Raw genomic sequence first — 26,208 nt, forward strand, 5'->3', positions numbered from 1 at the left:
TTCTAGAAAAGTGGCGACGAAGAACCTTAGTTACTCGGCTATCGCGAGGCGATCGTTGCCAGATAAATCTTTTTCAATTTTAATTGTTTTTTGTGGATAGGCGGCGCTCAATAATTCTTGGAGGGTCGCGCCTTGTTGAAACCCTATTTCAAAATAAATTTTACCGTCTGCTTTAAGCATCGTTTGACTTTCATGAATTAATTGTTGGTATAAAGCCAAACCGTTATTTTCAGCGAATAAAGCGGTTTTAGGTTCATACGTTCGGACACTTGAATCCATTAAATGCCATTCTTGTTCACTAATATAGGGCGGATTAGAAATAAGCAGATCAATTTTTTCAGAAGCAACTGGCTGTAAGCCATTCCCATGATAAAATTCGATGCCAGCACCTAATGCTTGCGCGTTTTGTTTAGCGACAGTCAACGCTTTCTCTGAAAGATCAATGGCAATAACTCGCCAGTTGGGCCGTGCCAGTTTCAAGCTAATCGCAATGGCACCTGTCCCTGTTCCGACATCCACGACCGTCAAAGGAGTATCTGGATTGGCTTTTAAGCAACGCTCGACTAATTCTTCTGTTTCTGGTCTAGGAATCAAAGTATGTTCATTAACAATAAAGGAATGTCCATAAAATTCAGCTTGTCCTAGTAAATATTGTGCTGGGTAATCTGTCAATAATTGGGCTAAATCCGTTTTTAATTGTTCCTCTTCTTCTTTGGGCATTTCTTCTTGCATATGCAGGAGCCACTGCGTTTTATCCCAACCTTTACGTTCTAAAAAAACATAGTGAATAGCATAGCCTTCTTTGCCTTGCGCCTCTAAAAAAGAAGAAGCCCAGTTAAGGACTTCAAAGTAACGTTTAGCCATTTTGCATCTCTTCTAATTTCGATGTTTGATCATATAAGACTAATGCATCAATGATTTCATCTAATTTGCCAGCAAGAATCTGGTCTAGTTTTTGGATGGTTAAACCAATACGATGATCCGTTACTCGATTTTGTGGGAAGTTATACGTTCTGATTCGTTCTGAACGATCTCCAGTCCCCACCGCCGATTTACGGTTAGCATCATATTCACTTTGTGCTTCTTGTTGAATTTGGTCATACACACGAGCACGCAAAACTTTCATTGCTTTTTCACGGTTTTTTAGCTGTGAACGTTCATCTTGCATTGCGACTACGATTCCTGTTGGTAAATGGGTTAATCGAACAGCCGAAGCGGTTTTATTGACGTGCTGTCCACCAGCGCCACTTGCATGATAAATATCGACACGGATATCTTTATCAGCTAATTCGATTTCGACTTCTTCCGCTTCCGGCATAACTACAACGGTTGCTGTCGATGTATGAATCCGTCCTTGTGATTCTGTTGAAGGAACTCGTTGCACGCGGTGAGCGCCACTTTCATATTTTAATTTTGAAAAGACGTTATCTCCTGAAATCATCATAATTACTTCTTTATATCCACCGATTCCAGTGACGTTCGCTTCTAAAACTTCCGCTTTCCACCCTTGTGCTTCTGCATATTTTTGGTACATATTAAATAAGTCGCCAGCAAAAAGTGCGGCTTCATCGCCACCGGCTGCACCACGGATTTCCATGATGATATTTTTATCATCATTTGGGTCTTTTGGTAATAATAAAATTTTAATGCGGTCTTCTAACACTTCTTTTTCTTTTTTCAAATCAGAAAGTTCTTCTTTCGCCATTTCGGCCATTTCCGCATCTAAGTTTTCACTTAAAAGTTCTTCGGCATCGCTAATCCCTTCAACAACTTGTTTATATCGGCGATAAACCTCAACCGTCTCACGTGTATTAGCTTCTTCCTTCGATAATTCCATGAAACGTTTTGTATCGCTAATGACTGCTGGGTCACTTAATAATTCGCCCAATTCCTCATAGCGATCTTCAATAGATTGTAATTGATCGTACATAGTGTCTCTCCTTACTGTTCTTCATTCACTGTTTTTGGATGAAAATAATGTTTGCGACAAACAGGATAGTAGGCTTCATTCCCACCAATTTGGACTTGATCCCCTTCATAAACGGGTTTGCCATCAATATAGTGCAAGTTCATAGTTGCTTTTTTATGACAGAACCAGCAAATCGTTTTTAATTCTTCTAATTTGTCTGCATATAAAAGTAAATACTTTGAGCCTTCAAATAATTCATTTCTAAAATCATTCTTTAGCCCAAATGCCATTACTGGAATATCTAATTCGTCAACAATTCGTGCAAATTCAATGACATGATGCTTGTTTAAAAATTGACATTCATCGACTAATACGCAAAAAGGTTTGTAAGACAAATCATTAATCAAGTCAAAGACATTGGTTTCTTCAAAAATTGGAATAGCATCTCTGCGTAATCCGATGCGACTGGATACTTTCCCGACACCATCACGTGTATCTAGTCCACTGGTCATCAAAACAACTGGTTTGTCTTGTTCTTCGTAATTGTGTGCTACTTTTAAGATTTCAATGGTTTTACCACTATTCATTGCGCCATACTTGAAAAATAATTGAGCCATGTTCACTACACCTTTCCGTTAGTTCCTTACGTATTTTACTATATTTTCAGCAAAAAAGCAGTATTTTTAGCTAAAATGGTCGTGCATTTTTCTGAAAAAAACAGAATCTACGCCAAAGTCATTTTAGCAGAGCTGTTTATACTACAACTAATGATCCTGCTAGTATGCAATAAAAAAGCCCGAAATTGTAGTTATTTGACTACAATTTCAGACTTTTTAATGCTAGTTATTTTTGAGCAGAGGCAAATTCTGCTGATTGCGTACCTGCTTGACGACCATAAATGATAATATCGGCGATGGCATTGCCTCCGATACGGTTTTGACCATGTAAGCCACCTGTTAATTCACCAGCAGCATATAGACCTTTAATTGGTGTGCCATCTTCACGTAAAACTTCTGTTTTCGTGTTGATTTTCACGCCACCCATTGTGTGGTGAATCCCTGGTGCAATTTTAATTGCGTAGTAAGGGGCTGTGCTTAAGTCAGCTTCCATGCCAGTTGTCCGGCCAAATTGTTTGTCATCTTTGGCATTAACATCTTGGTTCCAAGTATCAATCGTTGCTTTCAATGTATCGGCAGGCATGCCAATTTTTTCAGCTAATTCTTCAATCGTTTCACCTTTTTCCACGAAACCTTTTTGATCATAGAAATCAATGGCTTTTGCACGGTCGCGAACGCCTTGGTCAAAGACTAAATAAGCTGATTTTTCTGGTAAGGCATTGATTGCTGCAGAAACTTTGTCACGTGTATCTAACTCATTAACAAAACGTTCTCCTTTTTGAGAAGCCAAGATTGCGCCTTCTCCACGAACTGCTTCACCAATTAAGAAAGCATCGCTTTGTTGAACAGTTGGGTGAATTTGAATTTCTTTCATATCCACTAACGCACCGCCAACTTTTTGAATCATTTGGATACCGTCACCTGTTGTGCCTTCTTGGTTCGTTGTAACATAGTTTTTCAATTCTGGTTTGTATTGTGTAATTAATTTTTCGTTGGCACCGAAACCACCTGTTGTGACAACGACTGCTTTTGCTTTAACTGTTTTTTCTTTATCATCTTTCATTTTCACTTTTACGCCATCAATTTGACCGTTTTCTTCAACTAAGTCTGTGACGTCAGCATCAACAAACAATGGAATTTTTTCTTCGCGAACGTTACGTACTAAACCGTCAACTAGATAGCCCCCAATTGCTGATCCGTCAGCAGGACGGTGTGTGCGTTTTTCGCTCATTCCACCTGTAATCGTTAAATTGCTCAATGTAATTCCTTTTGTATCTAACCAATCAATTGCTTCAGCTGAATGATCAACAAAATAACGTAGTAATTCTTGATCGTTGGTTCCTTTACCGCCTTTTAGTGTTTCTTCAAAGAATTTATCGTTGCTATCTTTAATGCCTTCTTTTTCTTGGAATTTTGTTTGTGAAGCATTCATTCCTGAAGACGATTTAATTGTATTCCCACCTGCAACAGGCATTTTTTCTAAAATAACTGGATTCATGCCAGCTTCTTTGGCTTGTAATGCAGCGGTCATCCCCGCACCACCTGAACCAACAATAACAACATCATAACTGTCTTTTAGTTCACTTGGATCTGTATAACCATTAGCAGAGGCACCAGATGTTGCTTCTGTTTTTTCAGAAGATGCTTTTGTTTTACCAGCAGCTTTTTCTTGATCGCTTGTACAACCTGTTGCTGCACCTAATAATAACCCTAGGGAAAGAACTCCCATTAACACTTTTTTCATTGTTTTCCCACCTTATAAACTATTGATTTCTACCAACACAATTTCTTATTTTTCATTTGAATAAAAATAACAGTTTGTTACATAAAGTGAACACATTCACATATCAACCGAAATAAAAAAGCTACCACTACTTTTTAAAGTTGTATCGTTAGACAAACTGACCAATTAGCAATAAGTTGTTTGGGGAACAACCTATTTTTCTATTCTTTCATAAAATATCATGTTCTCGCTTGTTTGTGGATGTTTTCCAATTATTTCTAACGAATTTCTTATTTTTATTTGTCATTTCAAGGATTTTCTGGCAGAATTATTCGTTTGAGGCGAAAAGTTTTGGTATACTTAGTTTAATTAGAATTGGGAGGTTATCTAGTGAACCATACACGTTTGCTGTGGCTGGCACAGCGAAAAAGCGATCGATTTATTCGCAAAAATTTTTCATCTATTCAAATCATCGTCGCTTATTACATATTAATGACGGTTATTTCTTATTTATTGTTTTGCCTCCCTATTTTCAGAGAACCTGACTCTCATGTTCCCTTTATTGATTTATTTTTCTTAGCAATCAGTACAGTCAGCGTTACTGGACTCACCACAGTCGATATTAATTCGGTTTTTAATGATCGTGGGATCGTCTTATTGGAGGTTCTTTTCCAAGTTGGTGGCTTAGGGATTATGATGATTTCAACGGTCTTTTTTATTTTATCAAAACGGCGAATCACATTAAAGCAACGTCAGTTAATTATGACTGACATGAATCAGCCGCGGCTGAGCGGAATTGTTCGACTGATCCGCACCACTTTTTTGATTTTAATTTGGTTCCAAGTAATCTTCGGCTCGCTCTTTTCGCTTTATTTTTATATAAGTGGTTATTATACAAACTGGCGAGATGCGATATTTTATGGATTTTATCAAGCTATTTCTGCAGTGACTAATTCAGGCTTTGATATTTCAGGTGATTCAATTATTCCTTTTGCTCATGATTATCTCTTTTTACTGGCAATTATGTTCTTAATTTTTATCGGCGGAATTGGATTTCCCGTTTTACTGGAAATTCATGAGTGGTTACATTTTAAGAAAAAGAACTTTCGTAAGAAGAAACGAGGCTTGCCTTTCCGCTTCTCATTGTTTAGTAAAATTGCTTTGCTAGCGTTTATTGTTCTGTTTATTGGTGGGACTATTTTGATTTACTTATTAGAAAAAGATCACCTATTTTTGACAATGAATGAAAGTGGCCGTTGGGTAAGTTCGATGTTTTATTCGATGACTACACGAAACGCTGGCCTCCAAATTAATGATTTAGGGGACTTCCAAATCACAACATTGATTATTTTTTCTGTGTTAATGTTTATTGGTTGTAGTCCTAGCTCTGTTGGTGGTGGTGTTCGAACAACGACTGTTGCGATTATTGGTTTGTATTTGTTAGCCTTTTTAAAAAGTGAAGATGATATTAGCGTCTTTAGCCGTAAAATAGATGACGATGATGTCAAAAAATCGATTGTCGTCTTCATGTTGTCTTTGATTATGTGCTTTTTCGCTGTCGTCTTTTTGTCAGCAACTGAAAATCTGCCCTTGATTTCAATCATTGTGGAAGTCGCTTCTGCCTTTGGGACAACCGGTCTTTCTTTGGGCATTACAGACGATTTAACAACAGTAGGTAAATTAATGATTGCCTTATTAATGTTTATTGGACGTATTGGTATGCTTTATACCTTAATGATTTTTGTACCAAAAGAAACACGTGACTTAGGCTACGAATACCCTTCAGAAAAAATTATTATTGGATAAAAAAACAAAGCCTCTCAATCAAGAGGCTTTGTTTTTTTATTTTTTCATATGTGTGGCTAGTTTGTTATAACTTTCAGAGCGTTCAATTGCATCTTCTTTAGTTTTATCAAGTAAATGTTCGACTACTTCTTGATTCTCTTTAATTGTATGCAACGCAGAGTAACGTGTTTGTTTTTCAAGGAAATCACGCATTTTGTCAAAATCTGTTTTCTTGTAGTCAATGACCATCGGATCTTTGCCTTTCTTAACTAACTCTGGATTATAGCGATAAAGTGGCCAATAGCCAGATTCAACGGCTTCTTTGGCTTGATCTAACGTCCGAACCATTCCACCTTTGACCCCGTGATTAATACATGGGGTATAACCAATGATAATTGATGGGCCTGGGTACCGCTCCGCTTCGTCAATTGCTTTAATCGTTTGCATTGAGTTTGCGCCTAAAGCCACTTGTGCAACATAGACATTCCCATAAGTGATTGCCATCATCCCTAAATCTTTTTTAGAGGTATGTTTCCCACCCGCTGAGAATTTGGCAATGGCTGAAGCTGGTGTAGCTTTAGATGTTTGTCCGCCTGTATTGGCATATACTTCGTTATCCATAACAAAAATATTAACATCTTCCCCACTGGCAAGAACATGATCAATGCCGCTAAACCCGATATCATAGGCCCAACCATCGCCGCCGACAATCCATTGACTCGTTTTCACTAGTAAATCTTTTTGTTCGTAAATTTTTGTTAAAAGTGGATCTTCATCGGCTTCTTCACTTAATGCCGCCGCTAGTTTGGTTGCTCGCTGTTGTGTTCCTTCCCCTTCAGCCATGTGTTCCAACCAATCATTTAACAAGGCTTGAAGTGAATCTGATCCGACGTTTTTAGCAAGACTTTCTTCAACCAGACTAGCTAAATGTTGCCGTTTCGTTCGATTGGCAATATACATACCATAACCATATTCCGCATTATCTTCAAACAGCGAATTACTCCAAGCTGGTCCTTGGCCACATTCGTTCGTTGTATAAGGCGTCACCGGTGACGAACCACCCCAAATTGATGAACAGCCTGTTGCGTTAGCAATCATCATTCGATCACCAAATAGTTGCGTCAACAACTTAATATAAGGTGTTTCGCCACAGCCTTCACAAGCACCTGAAAATTCCATCAATGGCTGGTTAAATTGGGAACCTTTAACAGAAAGTTTTTTGACTGGGTTGGCTTTTTGTTTAAGAGTCATCGCAAAGGCCCAATTCATTGCTTGCTCTTTCTGAGTTTCATAAGGTTTCATTAAAATCGCCTTGTCTTTCACAGGGCAAGCCTGAACACAAAGACCACAACCTGTACAGTCTTCTAAAGAAACTTGGATACGATACATCAACCCATCTGTGCCACGCATTTCGCGCATGGCAAAACCTGCAGGTGCTTCTTTCAGTTCTTCTTCATCCGCTAAAAACGGTCGAATAGCCGCATGCGGACAAACAAAGGCACATTCATTACACATCGTACACTTATCCATTTGCCACTCAGGTACTTCTAACGCAATGCCACGTTTTTCATAAGCCGCAGTGCCCATAGGAATGGCACCGCCCTTCATTCCGTTTTCAATCAAATCTGAAACGGTCAGCTGATCCCCTTCTTGATGATTGATTGGTTCTAAAATATTTGTCACAAAAGCTGGAGCTTCCGACTCTTGATTTTCTGGTTCTAAAACAATGGTTGCCCAATCTTCTGGAACTACGATTTCTTGCAGCGATTCAAAGGTAGCATCAATCGCTTGGTAATTTTTTTCAACAATTTCCATTGATTTTTTTCCATAAGTCTTTTTCACTTCTTCTTTAAGTAACGGTAAATATTGCTCTTTCGTTAAAATATCTGTTACTTCAAAAAAGGCAGTAGACATCACTGTATTGATCCGACGGCCTAAGCCTACTTTGCGAGCTAACTCAACCGCATTGATAATATAAAATTTGATTTGGTGCTCCCCAATATATTTTTTCAACTTAGCCGGTAATAAACGATGAACCTTTTCTTGATCCCAAATAGTATTCAGTAAAAACGTTCCGCCATCTTTTAAACCTTTTAACAGGTCGTATTTATGCAAATAGGAAGCATTATGACAAGCGATGAAATCTGCTTGTTCAATTAAATACGTGGAAGTAATTGGCTCTTTACCAAAACGCAGATGCGAAACGGTTAAACCGCCTGATTTTTTAGAATCATAACTAAAGTAAGCTTGTGCATAAAGGTCGGTATGATCTCCGATAATTTTAATCGCTTGCTTGTTTGCTCCCACAGTTCCGTCAGAACCAAAGCCCCAAAATTTTGCTTGGAAAGTAGTATCTGGCGTTAAATCTAAAGTAGGTTCTTCTGGCAATGATTGATAGGTTACATCATCAACGATCCCTACCGTAAAACGTTGTTTTAATTCTTTAAATGGCAATAACAAATGATCATAGATCGCTTTAATTTGATTAGGCGCTACGTCTTTAGAACCTAACCCATAACGTCCACCAATCACAATTGGGCGATTTTCATGTTGATAGAGAGCGCTTTGAACATCTAGCAATAATGGTTCCCCTTCGGCTCCTGATTCTTTTGTTCGATCTAAAACCGCAACCTTTTCTACTGTAGCTGGTAATTTTTCAAGAAGGTTTTCGGTAGGAAATGGACGATATAAATGAATATTGATAAAACCAACTTTGCGTCCTTGTTGATTGAGATAGTCGACTGTTTGTTTGATTACTGGCGAAGCCGACCCCATTGAAATAATGACTTCTGTTGCATCTTCAACCCCGTAATAATCGGTTAAATCATACGTTGTTCCACGAAGATTGTTAATTTTTTTCATGTATTTTTGAACAATTTTTGGCATTTCTTCGTAATTTTTATTGACTGTTTCTCTTTGTTGAAAATGAATGTCAGGATTTTGAGCGGTCCCTGAAACAGTGGGATGATTAGGATTCATGCCTCCCATTCTAAAACGAGTTACAGCTTCCTGATTCACCATTTCTTTCAGGTCATCATAATCAATCACTTCGATTTTTTGTAGTTCATGGCTCGTTCTAAAACCATCAAAAAAGTTTACAAAAGGTAAACTACCTTCTAAGCTAGCTAAATGAGCAACTGCCGACAAATCCATCACTTCTTGAACACTCGATTCTGCTAACATACAAAAACCTGTTTGGCGGGTAGCCATCACATCGCCATGATCACCAAAAATACTCAACGCACTTGTCGTTACTGCCCGAGCCGCCACGTGGAACACAGAAGGTAGCAATTCTCCTGCGATTTTATACATATTGGGAATCATCAACAGTAAACCTTGTGAAGCAGTATAAGTAGTGGTTAACGCACCTGTTTTTAACGAACCATGAACTACTCCCGCTGCCCCAGCTTCTGATTGCATTTCAATAACTTGAACTTTTTGACCATAAATATTTTTTAAACCACTTTCCGCCCATTCATCTACCAACTCAGCCATTGTTGAACTTGGTGTGATAGGATAAATAGCGGCAACTTCTGTAAACGCATATGAAATATAAGCCGCTGCGGTGTTTCCATCCATTGTTTTTTTCATTTTTTCACCTTTTATCTTTCCTAAACATTGCTTGTGACTGTTGTTTTTTGTGTTTTGACATACTGATCAATTGCATTAGCTGCGATTTTCCCAGCGCCCATCGCTAAAATAACGGTGGCAGCACCTGTGACTATATCGCCCCCAGCAAAAACGCCAGGTATTGATGTTGCTCCTGTTTTAGGATCAGCTTGAATGTAACCCCATTGGTTTAGTTCTATTTCTGGATATGTTGATAACAAGACGCGATTTGCCCCTTGGCCAATTGCCTCGATTACTGCATCAGCAGGAATGGTAAACGTGCTGTCTGGAACCGGTTCTGGCCGTCGTCTTCCAGACGCATCTGGTTCACCTAAAACCATTTTGACACATTCAACACCGGCTAGATTTCCTTGTTGGTCATCTAAATAAGCAATTGGATTCGTTAACCAATAATAGTTAATTCCTTCTTCAAGGGAATGGTGGTATTCTTCAATTCTTGCTGGTAATTCTTCTAACGAACGACGATACACAATGTTCACATTTTCAGCGCCTAATCGTTTGGCTGAACGAGCGGCATCCATTGCAACATTCCCGCCGCCAATCACAACAACATTTTTAGCACGTTTAATCGGTGTATCATATTCTGGAAACTCATAGCTATGCATTAAATTGATTCGTGTTAAAAATTCACTAGAAGAATAAACCCCATTTAAACTAGTTCCTGGGATTCCCATAAAGTTTGGTGCCCCTGCACCAACCGATAGATAACAGGCATCAAACTCTGACATTATTTCTTCCATCGTAATCGTTTTACCTACTACCACATTGGTTTCTATTGTTACACCTAAGGCTTCAATACTCGCAATTTCTTGTTTAACAATTTTTTTCGGTAATCGAAATTCAGGTATGCCATAGGTTAATACGCCACCAGCTTCATGAAGCGCTTCAAAAATAATTACTTCGTAGCCGAGCTTTGCCAAATCCCCCGCAACTGTTAACCCAGAAGGACCAGAACCGACCACTGCGATTTTCCCTTTTGTTGGTTCCGCTGTTTTCTTAGGAAACTTGTGATTTTCTAATGCCCAATCGGCAACTAAACGTTCTAATTTGCCAATTGCCACTGGTTCAAAGTTTTTGGCTTTCCCTAATTTACAAACTTGTTCACATTGTTTCTCTTGCGGACAAACGCGTCCACAAATAGCAGGTAAATTCGTATATTTACTTAAAATATCGGCTGCTTGTTCCATGTTTCCTTCACGAATAGCTAAAATAAATCCAGGAATATCAATCATCACGGGGCATTTAGCAATACAAGGTGCATTTTTACATTGTAAACAGCGAATCGCTTCTTCTTGCCCTTCTGCTAATGTATAGCCTAAGCAAACCTCTTCAAAATTATTCTTTCTGATAGTAGGTGCTTGTTCCGCAATCGGTGTTTTTATACGACTTTTTCTAGCCATTTTTCTCCACCTGCTCTTTCAAACGATCTGTAAAGCAAACTGCTTCTTCTTCCTGATATTGCTTCATTCGATTAATGAATTCATCCCAATTTACTTCATTGCCTTTAAACTCAGGTCCATCAACACAGGCAAATTTCATGGTGCCATCAACAGTGACCCGACAACCGCCACACATACCTGTTCCGTCAATCATAATAGGATTCAAGGAAACATAAATTGGTAATTGATGTTTTTCAGCTGTCAAGGTACAAAATTTCATCATGATGCTGGGCCCAATCGCCCAACTGCACGCTACAGATTCACGTGCAATAACTTCTTCCATCGCTTCTGTTACTAAGCCCTTTTTACCTAATGAACCATCATCCGTTGTAATGATTAGTTCATCCGAATAACGACGGCATTCTTCTTGTAACAGAACTAACTCAGCTGTGCGTGCCCCCAAAATCGTAATCACTCGGTTGCCTGCTTCTTTTAAAGCCTTGATAATTGGATAAATAGCCGCGATGCCAACCCCGCCACCGACAACCATCACCGTTCCATATTGCTTCACTTCTGTGGGCATACCTAAAGGTCCAGTGATATCTAACAAAGAGTCGGAAGTTTTAAGTTGGGAAAGTGCAGCTGTTGTCTTACCGATTACTTGGAAAATAATTCGAATACTGCCTGCTTGTGGATTTGTCTCCGCAATCGTTAAAGGGATCCGCTCTCCTTTTTCGTCAATTCTTAAAATAACAAACTGTCCAGCCTGGGCATGTGTCGCTATTCTTGGCGCTTCCAGCCAAAAATCAAATGTATTACTAGATAATTGAGTCGACTGAAGAATATTAAACATTGAAATACCTACCTTCATCATTCCTTTTCATTCTGACTCCTACTTTCTTAAACCTTTAGGCAACGCTATCAGATAAAGTTGTGGCAACACTTTTAACAAATGTTTTTAGCATTTCGATGTCTTCTTCTTCTGCATTGTTTTCAATTTCAACTGTTTCAGCTACTTTTTTAGCACCAGCTTTTTCAAAAGCTCCTACAAAATCATGCGCTGATTTACAGAAAAATTCACCATATTCACGATCACCGGAACCAACAACGCCAAATGGCTTACCTGCTAAATCCTTTTCAGTTAATTCATCAAAGAAATCTTCAAATTCAAAAGGCAGTTCCCCATCACCATAAGTATACGTTGCGATAATACAAGCATCTGCATCATCAAAGAAGTCTACATCAACTTCTGAACATTCTTCACGTTCTACTTCAACTCCAGCTTCTTGAAACTGTTCTTCCAAAATCTCGGAAATTTCTTCTGTGTTTCCAGTCATACTTGCATAAACAATTTTTACTAGTGCCATCTTCATTCATTTCCTTTCTTTTTTCCTAAATATTTCAATGCATTCAAATGCAATTGTAACCCCTTACATTAATTACTAAAAAAATAACTTTTACAAATGATTTTATTCACAAATTAATCTAACTAAGTATGTACTCTTCCCCTTTCGAGATAGAGTATTTTTTACTACGTCTTTACTATACCACATTCCAAACCGTTTTAACAATATTTTTAAGGTAAAAAAAATATTATTTAGGTTCTTTTTTATAAAACATTTTTCCTTCTTCCAATCATAAAAATTGCTTCTAAAACCGCTCCCCCTAATGCACGAGCTTTGTCGGAGATCGTCAAGCAATCGACTTTCTCAACTGGTCGAGGATCTACATCTGCACACTTCAACCCTTGACAGCATATTACCTTTTCTGAAATCAATCCTCTCAAAGTCCCTGTCAAAGGCGAATAAACTGGAACCTGATCGATTAAAAATAATGCTTCCCCTTTCAACACGAGATCCCCGATGTTTTTAAGGTGGATAACTTGTCCTGAAGCAGGGGCATGGACAACTCGTTCCGCACTTTTTCCGCCAATTTCACCTGGAATACCTGTATTAGGTAAAGCTGTTCCTTCAAAGTATAAACGTCCCAACCTATGTCCACGCATTGTCTCAATCACAACATCGACATCTTGCGGTGCTGAAAAGCCTGGTCCTAAAGCAATCGTAATCGGTGCCATTCCTCGATGCGTACCTAAATTTTTCTTAGCCAAAATCGCATCGATAACAATCAGTGGTTTCAATTGTTGAATAGCACTTGCTGTTTGATCGACAAAAACAGGCAGCTTATTTTGCTGCCAACATTTCGCGCAATCCTTTAATGAAGTAATTCGAACAGCAACCAAATCTTCCACTCTTTGTTCTTTCTGGAAAATAGCATCACAAACTGAAACAGTCCGCCGAATGGCCAGAGGACATTCTGTTTCTAATACTAGTATTTTAAAGCCAACGTGCCATAATTTTTGGATAACACCTGTCGCTAGATCGCCCCCTCCGCGAACAATCACTAATTTTTCTTGGATGTTTTGACTGATTTCTCCCATAAAATAAGTCCTTTCTCTAATTCCATATTGCAAGCAATAATTTTGTCTAATTTTTCAAAACAGCTTTTGGGTAACTGAAGACAGACATTCATCGCTTGAACGAACTCTCTTCGCGTATGGGTTTGATTTAAACACAAAATTCGTTTGCCTTGGCTCTCTTTAAACAATCCTTTTGGATGAGCAATGAGTTGAGCTAACAATGTTTCTGTGATTGGTTCTTGTTGTTGCGCATCGGTTAATTCCAAAAAAAGCGGCAACCGATGAATGGTCGTTTCATCTATCTTTTGACCAATCACAGAAATCGGAAGCACACCAATTGTGGTGGTTGTTTCTTTTAATATCACGGGTTCATAAGAGGACCAGCCTTTCAAAGGTCGTTGTTTGGATCCATCCGCTTCTAAAAAAACTTTCGTGAAGTGCTGAAACAATGTTTGAAACGAGGTCATTGCAGGCATCGTTAGTTTTGTTTGGTTGTTGATAGCGGTTCCTGCTAAAGTGATTCCGCAGATATTCGGCGTTATTTTTTCAAAATGGTTTGTATAAAAATAATCATACAATTGACGTTGGGGAAACCCAATTTTTGTAGTTGTACTAACCAGAACAGCTTCCTTTCGATATGTTTTTGCTAGCGCCCACATTAAGCTTGTTTTCCCACCACTACCAACAATCGACACAATCTCCTTTCCTTGTAAATCAAAACACTTTTTTAAGGACTCCACAGTTGGTACCTCCTTTCCCCAAGGTCATTTTTCACAGAAAAAATAGAGGCTACGCGTACTTTTGCTTCTTCTAAAAAACATACACTGTGAGTTATTTCCGCTTCATTAATGAGTAAACCGATCCCACAACCATCCGTCAATGATGGTGGCAAAGTAAAGGCGCGAACAGCCACCTTTCTTACCAACAGTACTTGTTCCGCCTGAACAGCATAATGTGTATTCGGAAAGGTTAGCAAATACTCCATCTTTTCACCTTCTTTTTTTGTTAAAGCGTAATTACTTTAGCCGCTTGATTCATTGTTTCAACAATTTCGTACATATTAGTAATAGAGCCGATAGCTAAGGTGTCTGTTAAATGATAAAAATCTAAACAGGCCCCACACGTTTGAATCGTAGTTCCCTTCTCCGCTAATTGTTGCAAATCAGCTAAGGTGTTCGCTGCTTGATTCGTTAAAAACGCCCCTCGATTAAAGAATAATAGCTGTGTAGGAACAGTTTCTGCTTCCGATAAAGATTGAAGATAACTTTTCATTAATAGTCGTCCTAGCTGCTCGTCTCCAGTACCTAATTGATCAGAGCCAATCGTAATTACTAAATCTGTTGCTGACTGACTTGTTTGTTGCGTCGCTTCTTCAGGTACCGTAATTTTGACAGAGAAAACCGTGGCTTCTATCTGCTTCGCAGTCAAAGTGGCCTGTTTTTTAGCAGCTAATTTTTTCAAATTTTCAACAGCTACTTCGTTATCGACTAAAACCTCGATAGTGCCTCCAGCTAAACCTAACTCCGCCAAAGCTTTTTTTGTTTCAATCACAGGTATTGGGCAAGGTTTCCCCAATGCATCTACTAATTTCATATTTGGCCCTTCTCTCTATAAAAGTACTACTGCTTGTTGTTCTTTTGGCAGAACCTCGCCAATAATTTTGGCAACAGGGTCCTCTTTTTGAATAGCTGCTAAACAGGCTGCCGCTTCGTCAGCAGCGACACTAATTAACAGTCCGCCAGATGTTTGTGGATCAAACAAAAGTTCTTGCATTTCCATAGAAATTTTTGAATAATCGATTGTCGTTCCGATTGTTTGGCGGTTTCTTTGCCCAGCTGCAGTGACTAAACATTCTGCGGCGTAGGCCAACGCTCCTGTAATGGTTGGTAATGCTTCTGTATCAATCAGTAATGTTACCTGATTATCAGCCATTTCTTTCGCATGAATTAATAGACCAAACCCAGTCACGTCAGTACAAGCATGTACTGCGTAGGATCGAGCATTCGCAGCGGCATATTTATTTAAACGTTCCATCGAATATTGTGCGATTTTTTGTTCCGTCTGCTTCGCCAATTGCCCCCGAACAGCCGCTTGAATAATTCCTACACCTAATGCTTTAGTTAAAATCAAGACATCCCCCACCTGTGGCGTATTATTATGCCACAAATTTTCTGGATGAACTTCTCCAGTTACCGCTAAGCCATACTTGGGTTCATGGTCATAAATCGAATGGCCTCCCGCCAGTAAAGCGCCCGCTTCCTTTAATTTTAAGCTGCCACCCAAGAGCATTTGTTCCAACCATTCTTTTGACATCTTTTGTGGAAAACAAACAAGATTTAACGCATAAAGGACTGTTCCGCCCATGGCATAGACATCACTTAAAGCATTAGCGACCGCAATTTTTCCAAATGATAACGGATCATTGACCATTGGTGAAAAAAAATCTACCGTTGAAATCAAAGCTTTTTCAGGCGTTATTTGGTAAACCGCGGCGTCGTCGGCATGTTCAAATCCGACGAGTAGCCGCTCATTTGCCGGTGTTTCGGGTAAGTGTTGCAACAATTGATTCAGTACACGGGATTCAATTTTTGCCCCGCAGCCACCTGATGTACATTGTGATAAAAAATCCATGCTGTCCGCTCCTTCTCAAATTAGTAGTTCTTGTAAAGCGTGAATTGTCCAAGTAATTTCTTCAGGCGTTGTCTGCCAGCCAAAGCTAAAACGTAAGGTGCCAGTTGCTAAAGTCCCAGCTGTTTCATGGGCTAATGGTGCACAATGCAAACCTGCGCGCGTCATAATGCCATATTGTTCTGCTAGTTGCTGTGCCACCACTGTTTCTTCCTGATTCCACAGTGTGATAGAAACAACAGGGACAGTTTGTGCCACGTCCTTGGTTCCTAAAATTGTGACAGGTAACCCTGATAAACCATTAAAAAAATTCTGCATTAAGGTTCGTTCGTGCTTTTGAATCGCTGCTAAACCAATTTTATTCAACTCTTTAATAGAACTATTTAAGCTTAAAATACCTAAACTGTTTAACGTACCAGCTTCAAATTTATCTGGTAAAAAAGAGGGTTGATCAAAGGAATTAGAATGGCTACCAGTGCCGCCCGTTATCAGTGGATTAACCGCTTCAGCCCCTCGCTCACTAAAAGCTAACCCACCAATACCTGCTAATCCATATAAGCTTTTATGTCCAGTAAAGGCTAACACATCAATAGCCATCTGGGTCATTTTTATTGGTAAAAATCCCGCCGTTTGAGCCGCATCCAAAACAGTTAATAATCCTTTCTGTTGGGCCCATTGAAAACATTCTTCAATGGGTAAAATGGTGCCTAAGACATTGGATGCGTGTGTCATCACCAAGGCTTTTGTATTCGTTCGCCAGGCTCGCTGAATATCTTCTACATTTAACAGGCCAGTTTTTTGACAAGCAACATACGTCACTGAAATGCCTCGTTCTTTCTCAAGCAAGTGAAGAGGTCTGGCTACTGCATGATGTTCTAACATGGTCGTAATTACATGGTCGCCAGGTTGTAAAATCCCTGCTAATGCAAGATTTAAGGAGGTTGTTGCGTTATTCGTAAACGTAATCTGAGCCGCACTGGGTGCCTGAAAAAAGTCTGCTAACAATTGACGTGTCTCTAAAAGAGGAAGCCCCTCTCTAAGCAAAGGGGCATTTCTTCCGTAATTCATGAACTGATTTTCTGCTAAATAGGCAGTCAAAGCCTCAATGGTTGCTGGAAATTTTTTATAGGAAGTCGCTGCATAATTTAAATAAACCAAGTCCTTCATACATTTTTCCTCTCTAACTATTGGTTTCTTGAATTAATTTTCTGTACTCTTCTGGCGTGTCGATATCTTTTAAACGGCCAGGAGTCGCTATTCTCAACATCTGAACTGCTTCTGGAAAGCGTTCATAAATCATGCGTCCGCCTGTTTCACCAGTCAATGTTAATAGTTCTTGTCGAAATTGATTACCGAATAATACTGGACTACTAGGACAACCATCTTTTTGTAATGGCACTACAATTTTATTTCTCTGACATTTATCTAACACGGGTTGTAGCATTTTAGGTGTTAACAATGGTTGATCACTAGGTAAGTATAAATAGCCAGCTCCCCGAGCTTGCTCGGTTCCTAAACGAATACTGCTACTTTGTCCTTCTTGCCATTGATGATTGAGAATCAACTGAATGTTCTTAGGTAAAGGAAACGCTGGCTGATTCTCAGGCGAAACAACTAAAATCCGTTCTAATACGTCTAATTGATTCACTAAGGTTAACGTGTGCTCTAAAAATGTTTTTCCTTGATATTTTAAGAACAATTTATTTTGGCCCATCCGTTGTGAATTGCCCGATGCTAGAATAATGACACTAACGAGTGACATGAGTTGTCTCCTTTTATCTTTTTTTCTTTTGATAAGGGGTATTTTCTAAAGGCAGACTTGGTCGGAGCTGACCATCCAAGGCAAAATATGCGCCTGCTAAAGCTGGTGCGGTAGGGATCGTTGCTAACTCACCTACGCCTTTAATTCCATAGGCTAAACCTTCGTGAAGATTGTCAGCATGAACCAAAATTGTTTCGATTGGTGGTACTTGAGTGGCGTTCACTAATCCTAGCGTTGCATATTTTGCTTTAACATAGCCTTCTTCTAAGGCAAATTTTTCAGTTAAAGCATACCCCATGCCCATTGCAATCCCACCTTCAATTTGACCTTCAGCAGCTCGTGGATTCACCACTTGCCCCATATCATACGCAGCCACAAATTTAGCTACTTTTCCTTTGTCATCTAGAATAGCTACTTCAGCAGCATAACCATAACCAGCATGACTAACTGGACTTTTTTTATCATTAATTAATGGATCCGTTTTCGCTGAATATTCCCCATAAAATTCTTCGCCTTCCAAATCACTTAAAGCACGTCCCATATCAAGCTCATACCGTAATTGCATTGCCGCTCTTCTAGTTGCTTCTCCTGTGAAGAGTGACTGCCTCGAAGCCGTTGTTGTTCCTGAATTCGGCGTTCTTCTCGTATCAGGTGCTTCCGCAACAATCATTTCTGGTGGTAAATTTAATGTTTCACAGGCAATTTGCGTCGTAACGGTTGCCATCCCTTGACCGATACAAGCAGCACTTGTGCGGACATGTATTTTTCCTTCTTCAACAGAAATAATACAACGCCCTGTATCAGGTAGCCCCACACCCACGCCACTATTTTTAAAGAAACTAGAAATTCCAGCAACTTCCGCTTGTTCATAGACGTCTTTAACCGCTAACAAGGCTTCTTTTAACGCCGCATTTTTCGAGACCAATTGTCCATTCGGTAAAGTATCTCCTGGGGCGACGGCATTTTTAAAGCGTATTTCCCATGGTGATAGTCCGACTTTTTCTGCTAACAAGTTTAAATTACTTTCAATTGCAAAAGCCGTTTGGCAAACACCAAATCCGCGAAATGCACCTGCTGGCGGATTATTAGTATATACAGCAAACCCTTCCACATCAATCGTTTGATACTTATAGGGACCTGCCGCATGTGTACAAGCCCGTTGCAATACTGGTCCTCCTAAAGAAGCATAGGCCCCAGTATCCGCATAAATCACTGCTTTCATTGCAGTTAAATTACCTTCTTCATCACAGCCAGTCGTAAAGTCCATTTCCATGCCATGGCGTTTGGGATGAACCATCAAACTTTCTTCACGGCTTAGCAGTACTTTTACTGGTTTCTTCAATAACCAAGCGGCTAAGGATGCATGATGCTGAACACTCATGTCTTCTTTTCCACCAAAACCACCACCAACAAGTTTTGATTGAACATGAATTTTTTCCTTGTCCAGTCCTAACATCCGAGCCACTTCCCGTTGTTCATCATAGATACTTTGACCCGCACTAAAGAGCAAAATGCCCTCACCTTCAGGCTGTGCAATCGCACACTCGGGTTCCATAAAGGCATGTTCGTTAATTGGTACGGAATAATGTTCTGTCACTATAAACGCAGAATTTGCTAATACTTCCTCTGCATTGCCACGTACCAAGTGTTCATGAGACAAGATATTGCCCTTTTCATGAATAGCTGGTGCACCTTCTGCTAAAGCAGCTTCACAAGAAGTAAGCGGTATCATTTCTTCGTAATCAACTTCCACTAAATTTTTTATCTCTGGTAAGGTTTCTTTTCTTTTTGAAACAACGAGTGCCACTGCATCCCCAACGTACCGTGTTATTTCTCCTTCTGGAATCATTACATCCCAATCGGAAATAAATTCTAAATGACCAATTTTATTATTTCCTGGAACGTCTTTAGCTGTGAACACAGCCACACAGTCAGGATGCGCCAACGCTTGGGTACTATCGATTGATAGAACTTTTGCACGAGGATAGGCACTCCGCAAAGCAGATGCATGAAGCATTCCTTCTATGTCAATGTCATCTACATAAATCCCTGTGCCTAATGTTTTCTCTACTGCATCGACCCGTTGGAAGTCTTCCCCTAATTTACCATTTGAATGTTCTTCCGGAATGCTCGTTTCTTCACAAAACATTTTAGCAGCTAACTGAATGGCTTCTATTATTTTCACATATCCTGTACAACGACAAATGTTTCCTCGTATAGCTTTTTGAATGTCTTCTTTTGTGGGTTCGGGTTTCTTGTTCAATAATCCTTGTGCCGAAATAACCATCCCAGGGATGCAATACCCGCACTGAACTGCACCCGTTTTTGCAAACGCATAGGCATAAACATCTTTTTGCCGTTGGCTTAAACCTTCGATTGTCGTGACTTCTTTACCAGCTAATTTTTCTAGAGTAAACAAACACGCTTTGGAAGCCTTTCCATTTACTAGCACCGTACATGCGCCGCAAGAGCCTTGGTTACAACCATCTTTTGTTCCAGTTAGGCCCAGATCCTCCCGCAAAAAGTCCATTAATTTTTTGTTTGTTTCACAGGTTTCACTTTGACCATTTACAATAATTGAATACATTTCTTGCACCTCGATTTCTGATATAGTTTAGTGTTCAATCACCTAGATTATACCACAAATCTTCGTTCTAAAAATTATTTTTTAGCAAAAAAACTTTTTTATTTAACTCAAAAGTCCTCATTATTGATAGCGCTGTTGAATTAATTCTCCCGCGATGCTAATCGCTAACTCTTCTGGTGTTTCGGCTGCAATGTCTAAGCCAATTGGCATGAAAATTCTTTCAATTTCAGTCATTGTATAACCGACCTCTTTTAACCGTCGAACTTGTGAAGCAATTTTGTGTTTGCTCCCCATCACACCAATATATTTGGCTGGTGTTTCCAATAACTGTTTGGCAACGATGAAATCAAAATTGTGTCCTCTGGTAATTACTATACCATAATCGTCCGCCGTTATTTCAATAAACGCAGCTAAATTTTCTAAAGGAATAACCCGTAGTTCCTCAGCTTGTGGAAAAGCTTGTGCCGTCAAAAATTCTGGACGATCGTCCACTACAACGCAATAAAACGATAAATAGTTTAAAATAGGTACCAATGCGCGTGCGACATGACCACTTCCAAAAATATACACTTTCCCTACTTGGAGGATCGCTTCTGTTAAAAAAGTGATTTCCTCTTTTTGCTCACAATAGATACCTTTAGGTAGCAAACTTAATTCCCCCTCCCAAGAAGTGGAACCAATCAATTTGCCTGTTTCACTATAAAAGGATACTTTTCCTAAATTGTTTTGATCTAGTTCAGTCATTAACCAACCTTGTTGATTATTTTGAAAATGCGTTTCTATGGACTCACACAACTCTTTTAAAAATGGCGTTTCCCATGAAAGATAATGGAAAAAAATCGTGACATTTCCGCCACAGACCATGCCTAAATCAGCAATATTATTCGGGGCTAAAATAAATTGACGTTGTGCATTTTCTTTCTCAATAAGTAGCTTTTTTGCCACTTGTTCAGCCTGAAATTCAACCGCGCCACCACCAACAGTTCCGGCTATTCTACCTTCGGCGGAAACCAGCATTCTAGCCCCTTGACTTCGTGGTGTAGATCCTGAACTTGTACCAATCGTTAATAACATCGTGTCTTGCTTTTCCAATATTGCCTGTTTCAAACGCTGAAATACTTCTCTCATTTCAGTTCCTCCGATACTACATCCTGTTCTTTAAATATTTCTTCAAAGCATGCCTCTACCTGTTGATACACTTTTTTCTCAAATAAAAGATATTGATCAATCAACTCTTTTCCTTGATCCGTAACAATTGACCCGCCACCATTACAACCACCAACACTTTTGATAATTAATGGAAAAGATAGCTCTTCTTCAGCTACCCGCACAATCCGCCATGCCTTATTATAAGACATTTTCATCTCTTTTGCCGCTAAGTTTAGTGACCCAGTTTGCTGAATTTTTTGTAAAACTTCGACAACGCCAGGACCAAAAAAGTTCCGATCTGTTTTTAATTTTAAGTTTAAGGAATACGTAAACATCTTCTCCTCCTTTATTCGTTCATTTTTTTATAGATAACGTAAGGGAAAAAGGATACGAAAGCTTACTCACTTTCGTATCAAAAAAAGCAATCTTCACTCAAGTGCTACGCGCTTTTTTGGTTTTAAAATGACATTTAAAAGGACTGCTACCAAAGTGGTTAAGATAACTTCCGAATTACCGAAAATCGTTGTTACCCAAGTTGGAAAACCAGCTAAGCTTCCAGTAGACAATGTGACACCAATTCCAAATGCTAGAGCTGTTCCGACAACCCCAGTATTTCGAGGAGTCATTTCCTGCGAAGCAATCATCCGAATACCTGTCATAGAAATAGAAGCAAAAACTGAAATCGTTGCGCCACCAATTACCGCGTAAGGAATTGTAGTTAATAATGCAGCTACTTTCGGAACAAAACCAGCAATTAATAATATAACTGAAGCGAAAACCAGAACATACTTATTAATCACTTTTGTTACCGTAACCAGACCAACATTTTGTCCAAAAGTTGCCACTGGGATTGATCCAAATAAACTGCCAATAAAGTTAGTGAATCCACTCCCCATAATTCCGCCAGATAATTCTTCATCCGTTGCATCTCGATCCATTGCTCCAACCGTTGTTGCTGTAAATTGACCGATGGCTTGAACAGCATCAACAATAAACATCACCACAAGCGTAAAGATTGGTACCAGTTGAAAATCCAGTCCAAAATGAAACGGGGTAATTACCTGAACGATTTTAGCATTTTGAACTGGCTCAAAACTAACCATCCCTAAAGCTAAAGAAATCAAATAGCCAATAACCATTCCGTTTAAAATTGCTGATAACTTCAAAAATCCTTTTGCAAAATAATTGAAGTAAAAGACAATCGCAAAGGTTAATAATGCAACTAACCAATTCCGGGCTGAACCAAAATCAGCACTACCAGCTCCTCCTGCCATATACTTAATCGCAACTGGAAACAGGGATAGTCCAATACTTAAAATAACCGTTCCCGTTACTAAAGGCGGAAACAACACACGGATTTTTTTAATGAACAAACCAACAATAATAACAAGAACACTGCCAACTAATTGGGAACCAAAAATTGCTGCAATCCCAAAATCAGCTCCGATGGCCATCAAAATCGGTACATACGCAAAACTTGCCCCCATCATAACTGGTAACCGTGAACCCACTTTTCCAAAAATAGGGAAAAGTTGAATTAACGTTGCAACTGCTGAAAAAATCAATGATGTTTGAATCAAAATAGTCGTATCACTAGGACTTAATTGGCAAACTTTGGCAATCATAATTCCCGGTGTGACAATCCCTACTACTGCTGCGACAACGTGTTGCAATCCCATCGGAATTGCTTCAGAAATTGATAGTTTCGCATCATATTCAAATAATGCTTGCTCTTTTTTTTCATTCATAGGATCGTTTCCTTCTTCTTTTTATTCTAAAAGGATTGTTCCCCTTAATCAGTAAAGAATGCAATCCTTTTTCCCTCAGAAACATCTTAAAAATTATCCTTTGACAGCAACTGCTTCAATTTCAAATAAACCATCTTTTGGCAACTTGGCTACTTCTACACAAGAACGTGCAGGCAAAACTTCTGAAAAGTAATTCCCATAGATTTCGTTAATTTTGCTAAAATCAGACATATGTTGTAAAAACACCGTTGTTTTCACAACATTATCATAGGTCATCTCGACCTCTTTTAAAATCGAACCTAAATTGATAAAAGCTTGTTTTGCTTGTTCTTCCACTGTAGTCTTCATTTCGCCCGATTGCGGATCTAATCCTAGTTGTCCAGAAATGTACAACGTATTTCCCGCTAAGACAGAATGTGAATAAGGCCCTACAGCAGCTGGTGCCTGTGCAGAATTAATCATTTTGTTTGTCATCGTTTTCCTCCATTCTATGATTCTTTATTTTCAATTAAAGTCCCTGTTTTTCCAGATAATCCTTCTTTGGCTTTTTCTAATAACGTAATCAATGTTTTTCGACCTGGCTTAGATTCAGCAAACTTAATCGCTGCTTCAACTTTTGGTAACATTGAACCTGGAGCAAACTGACCTTCTTGCGCATATTGTTTCATTTTTTCTGTTGAAACATTCCCTAAGGCTTCTTGATTTTCTTTACCAAAATTAATACAAACTTTTTCAACTGCTGTTAAAATCACGAGCAGATCAGCATCCACTTGTTCAGCCAGTCGTTCACTACAAAAATCTTTGTCGATGACTGCATTGACACCTTTTAGTCGGTTCCCTTCTTGAATGACTGGGATGCCACCACCGCCGCCAGCAATGACTGTTTGGCCAGCATCAACCAATGTTTGAATCGTGAGAAGTTCGACAATATTTTTGGGTTTAGGAGAAGCGACGACTTGGCGATAACCACGGCCAGCATCTTCCATCACTTGTATATTTTTTTCTTTGACTAATTGTTCTGCTTCTTCTTTTGTCATGAAGCGGCCAATTGGTTTCGTTGGTTTTTTGAACGCCGGATCATTTTCATCCACGACCACTTGAGTGACTATGGTGGTGACGGCTTTACTTATATTTCGCTGACGCAACTCTTCTTGTAGCGCATTCTCTAAATCATAGCCAATGTAACTTTGACTCATGGCTACGCACATGGATAACGGAACAACTGGATATTGTGGATTATTAAAGGAAAATTCTTCCATAGCTAATTGAATCATCCCCACTTGAGGACCATTGCCATGAGATAAAATAACTTCATATCCTGCTTCAATCAAATCTGCAATCGCTTTGGAGGTCTGTTTTACGGCAGTCATCTGCTCCGTCAAATTATTTCCTAAAGCATTGCCACCTAAAGCTACTACGACGCGTTTGCCCATTGCTTCACCTCATTTTCTGTTTTATAAAAAGGACGATGCTTTTTCTTTTTCACAACGAGTTTTCGTATTAACTGTCTGTTGTCGTTGCATGAAGTCAACGCACATGACTAAGCGTTCTTGACTCGAGACAATCACACATTCATGAATAGACTTGGGAAGGTCTTATTTGTTCATGTTGAAGAGGCAACTTCTAATGATTCATTGTGTAAAGAAAAAGCATCTGTCTTCATGCCAAATTCATTATTTTACTTCTCTTGGTGTCGCTTTATCCGCTAAGTCTGTTAAGGTTTTTTGCGGATTTTTTACTTTACTTAAGAAAATCATAGCCGCAATAACATACGGTTTGTAGCTAGCTTCTTTGTAAAGTTCGACCCGATAACGATCGAAAACAGAAGCTTCCACTTCACCTTCTTCACAACTTACACCAGTAATATCAGCTGGTAGACAATGCATATACAAAGCTTTGCCGTCTTTCGTTGTTTTCATCAATTCTTCTGTACATTCCCAATCTTTGTGCTTTTTATTTTGAGAAAGTAATTCTTGTTCTAATTGATCAATTCCTGCTTGGTCACCATTGCCATATAATTCAGTTCGCTTTTCCATTGCCGCAAAAGGTGCCCAGCTTTTCGGATAAACAACATCCGCATCTTTGAATGCTTCTGCCATACTATTCGTTTTAGTAAAGTTTCCACCAAATTCTGCCGCATTTTTCTTCGCAACTTCTTCTACTTCTGGCATAATTTCATAACCTTCTGGATGTGCTAAGACGACATCCATTCCTAAACGGGTCATTAGACCAACAATTCCTTGAGGAACAGATAATGGTTTTCCATAAGATGGTGAATACGCCCAAGTCATGGCAACTTTTTTCCCTTTCAGGTTTTCAATGCCACCAAATTCATGAATTAAATGCAACGCATCCGCCATTGCTTGCGTCGGATGGTCAATATCACATTGTAAATTCACTAACGTTGGGCGTTGTTCTAATACCCCATCTTTATATCCTTCTTGGACAGATTCTGATACTTCGTGCATGTAAGCATTGCCTTTACCAATGTACATGTCATCACGAATACCAATGATATCAGCCATAAAAGAAATCATGTTTGCTGTCTCACGAACAGTTTCTCCGTGAGAAATTTGACTTTTTCCTTCGTCTAAATCTTGAACTTCTAAGCCCAAAAGATTACACGCTGAAGCGAAACTAAAACGTGTTCTTGTAGAGTTGTCGCGGAATAAAGAAATCCCCAAGCCACTATCAAAGATTTTAGTTGAAATATTATTTTCTCTTAAATAGCGTAATGTATCGGCAACTGTGAAAACAGCTTCTAATTCATCTCTTGTTTTTTCCCAAGTTAGGAAAAAGTCATTTTCGTACATTTTTTCAAATTCTAATTTATCTAATTTCTCAATATATTCTTTAAACGTTTCCATTCCAT

Annotated in this window: 23 protein-coding genes; 1 reads left to right on the forward strand and 22 read right to left on the reverse strand. The window is 39.1% G+C overall.

Annotated features, from left to right (window positions below):
* Positions 1 to 30: 30 nt before the first annotated feature.
* From prmC to IGK03_RS10200, 4 genes are all read right to left on the reverse strand, one after another.
* Positions 31 to 864: a peptide chain release factor N(5)-glutamine methyltransferase gene (gene prmC, locus IGK03_RS10185; protein WP_016616766.1), complete on the reverse strand. Its 834-nt coding sequence runs from the start codon at positions 862 to 864 to the stop codon at positions 31 to 33.
* Positions 857 to 1,930, reverse strand: coding sequence for a peptide chain release factor 1 (prfA, locus tag IGK03_RS10190; RefSeq protein WP_002356619.1), 1,074 nt, complete (start codon positions 1,928 to 1,930; stop codon positions 857 to 859). The genes prmC and prfA overlap by 8 nt, the downstream gene beginning before the upstream one ends.
* Before the next feature lie 11 nt (positions 1,931 to 1,941).
* Positions 1,942 to 2,526, reverse strand: coding sequence for a thymidine kinase (locus tag IGK03_RS10195; protein WP_002356618.1), 585 nt, complete (start codon positions 2,524 to 2,526; stop codon positions 1,942 to 1,944).
* Between the two features lie 226 nt (positions 2,527 to 2,752).
* On the reverse strand, positions 2,753 to 4,270 hold the full coding sequence (locus IGK03_RS10200) for a flavocytochrome c (protein ID WP_002356617.1): 1,518 nt from the start codon (positions 4,268 to 4,270) through the stop codon (positions 2,753 to 2,755).
* A 369-nt stretch (positions 4,271 to 4,639) separates the two neighbouring features.
* Between IGK03_RS10200 and IGK03_RS10205 the strand changes: the two genes are divergently transcribed.
* The gene (locus IGK03_RS10205) at positions 4,640 to 6,055 is read left to right on the forward strand and encodes a Ktr system potassium uptake protein D (protein WP_002385738.1); all 1,416 of its coding nucleotides are present in this window, start codon (positions 4,640 to 4,642) and stop codon (positions 6,053 to 6,055) included.
* A gap of 36 nt (positions 6,056 to 6,091) precedes the next feature.
* Here the strand turns inward: IGK03_RS10205 and nifJ are convergent, their stop codons facing one another.
* The 18 genes from nifJ to ygeW form a co-directional block, all read right to left on the reverse strand.
* On the reverse strand, positions 6,092 to 9,625 hold the full coding sequence (gene nifJ / locus IGK03_RS10210) for a pyruvate:ferredoxin (flavodoxin) oxidoreductase (protein WP_202334887.1): 3,534 nt from the start codon (positions 9,623 to 9,625) through the stop codon (positions 6,092 to 6,094).
* Between the two features lie 20 nt (positions 9,626 to 9,645).
* Entirely contained in the window at positions 9,646 to 11,064 is a 1,419-nt protein-coding gene (gene gltA / locus IGK03_RS10215) for an NADPH-dependent glutamate synthase (protein WP_010776028.1), read from the reverse strand.
* Complete coding sequence (locus tag IGK03_RS10220) at positions 11,057 to 11,914, reverse strand: sulfide/dihydroorotate dehydrogenase-like FAD/NAD-binding protein (RefSeq protein ID WP_002365019.1); 858 nt, start codon at positions 11,912 to 11,914, stop codon at positions 11,057 to 11,059. Before IGK03_RS10220 ends, gltA begins: the two co-directional genes overlap by 8 nt.
* A gap of 37 nt (positions 11,915 to 11,951) precedes the next feature.
* Positions 11,952 to 12,416 (reverse strand): flavodoxin, encoded by a 465-nt coding sequence (locus IGK03_RS10225; protein ID WP_002382673.1) that lies wholly within the window; start codon positions 12,414 to 12,416, stop codon positions 11,952 to 11,954.
* Between the two features lie 236 nt (positions 12,417 to 12,652).
* Complete coding sequence (gene yqeB, locus IGK03_RS10230) at positions 12,653 to 13,483, reverse strand: selenium-dependent molybdenum cofactor biosynthesis protein YqeB (RefSeq protein ID WP_010707250.1); 831 nt, start codon at positions 13,481 to 13,483, stop codon at positions 12,653 to 12,655.
* On the reverse strand, positions 13,447 to 14,202 hold the full coding sequence (gene yqeC, locus IGK03_RS10235) for a selenium cofactor biosynthesis protein YqeC (protein ID WP_002362599.1): 756 nt from the start codon (positions 14,200 to 14,202) through the stop codon (positions 13,447 to 13,449). Before yqeC ends, yqeB begins: the two co-directional genes overlap by 37 nt.
* Entirely contained in the window at positions 14,190 to 14,447 is a 258-nt protein-coding gene (locus IGK03_RS10240) for a DUF3343 domain-containing protein (RefSeq protein ID WP_010707248.1), read from the reverse strand. The genes yqeC and IGK03_RS10240 overlap by 13 nt, the downstream gene beginning before the upstream one ends.
* Positions 14,448 to 14,467: 20 nt before the next feature.
* Positions 14,468 to 15,055 carry a sulfurtransferase-like selenium metabolism protein YedF gene (gene yedF / locus IGK03_RS10245; RefSeq protein ID WP_002367122.1) on the reverse strand — a complete coding sequence of 196 codons (588 nt, stop codon included), beginning with the start codon at positions 15,053 to 15,055 and terminating at the stop codon, positions 14,468 to 14,470.
* Between the two features lie 15 nt (positions 15,056 to 15,070).
* The gene (selD, locus tag IGK03_RS10250; RefSeq protein ID WP_104845277.1) at positions 15,071 to 16,093 is read right to left on the reverse strand and encodes a selenide, water dikinase SelD; all 1,023 of its coding nucleotides are present in this window, start codon (positions 16,091 to 16,093) and stop codon (positions 15,071 to 15,073) included.
* A 15-nt stretch (positions 16,094 to 16,108) separates the two neighbouring features.
* Complete coding sequence (gene sclA / locus IGK03_RS10255) at positions 16,109 to 17,257, reverse strand: selenocysteine lyase SclA (protein WP_104845278.1); 1,149 nt, start codon at positions 17,255 to 17,257, stop codon at positions 16,109 to 16,111.
* A gap of 13 nt (positions 17,258 to 17,270) precedes the next feature.
* On the reverse strand, positions 17,271 to 17,852 hold the full coding sequence (mocA, locus tag IGK03_RS10260) for a molybdenum cofactor cytidylyltransferase (protein WP_002359652.1): 582 nt from the start codon (positions 17,850 to 17,852) through the stop codon (positions 17,271 to 17,273).
* A 13-nt stretch (positions 17,853 to 17,865) separates the two neighbouring features.
* Positions 17,866 to 20,439, reverse strand: a complete 2,574-nt coding sequence (gene xdh, locus IGK03_RS10265) for a selenium-dependent xanthine dehydrogenase (protein ID WP_010707245.1) — start codon at positions 20,437 to 20,439, stop codon at positions 17,866 to 17,868.
* A 120-nt stretch (positions 20,440 to 20,559) separates the two neighbouring features.
* Positions 20,560 to 21,567, reverse strand: a complete 1,008-nt coding sequence (locus IGK03_RS10270; protein WP_010713177.1) for an XdhC family protein — start codon at positions 21,565 to 21,567, stop codon at positions 20,560 to 20,562.
* The gene (locus tag IGK03_RS10275) at positions 21,564 to 21,923 is read right to left on the reverse strand and encodes a winged helix-turn-helix domain-containing protein (protein ID WP_002356595.1); all 360 of its coding nucleotides are present in this window, start codon (positions 21,921 to 21,923) and stop codon (positions 21,564 to 21,566) included. The genes IGK03_RS10270 and IGK03_RS10275 overlap by 4 nt, the downstream gene beginning before the upstream one ends.
* A gap of 93 nt (positions 21,924 to 22,016) precedes the next feature.
* Positions 22,017 to 23,336: a nucleobase:cation symporter-2 family protein gene (locus IGK03_RS10280; protein ID WP_002381511.1), complete on the reverse strand. Its 1,320-nt coding sequence runs from the start codon at positions 23,334 to 23,336 to the stop codon at positions 22,017 to 22,019.
* Positions 23,337 to 23,429: 93 nt separating this feature from the next.
* A complete protein-coding gene (locus tag IGK03_RS10285) occupies positions 23,430 to 23,810 on the reverse strand; it encodes a RidA family protein (RefSeq protein WP_002362244.1) in 381 nt (126 codons plus the stop codon).
* 14 nt (positions 23,811 to 23,824) lie between these two features.
* Positions 23,825 to 24,769 carry a carbamate kinase gene (arcC, locus tag IGK03_RS10290; protein WP_002362589.1) on the reverse strand — a complete coding sequence of 315 codons (945 nt, stop codon included), beginning with the start codon at positions 24,767 to 24,769 and terminating at the stop codon, positions 23,825 to 23,827.
* 240 nt (positions 24,770 to 25,009) lie between these two features.
* Positions 25,010 to 26,203, reverse strand: coding sequence for a knotted carbamoyltransferase YgeW (gene ygeW / locus IGK03_RS10295; protein ID WP_002359643.1), 1,194 nt, complete (start codon positions 26,201 to 26,203; stop codon positions 25,010 to 25,012).
* Positions 26,204 to 26,208 lie beyond the last annotated feature (5 nt).

This window comes from Enterococcus sp. DIV2453a (genome assembly GCF_050533535.1).
GTDB lineage: Bacteria > Bacillota > Bacilli > Lactobacillales > Enterococcaceae > Enterococcus > Enterococcus faecalis.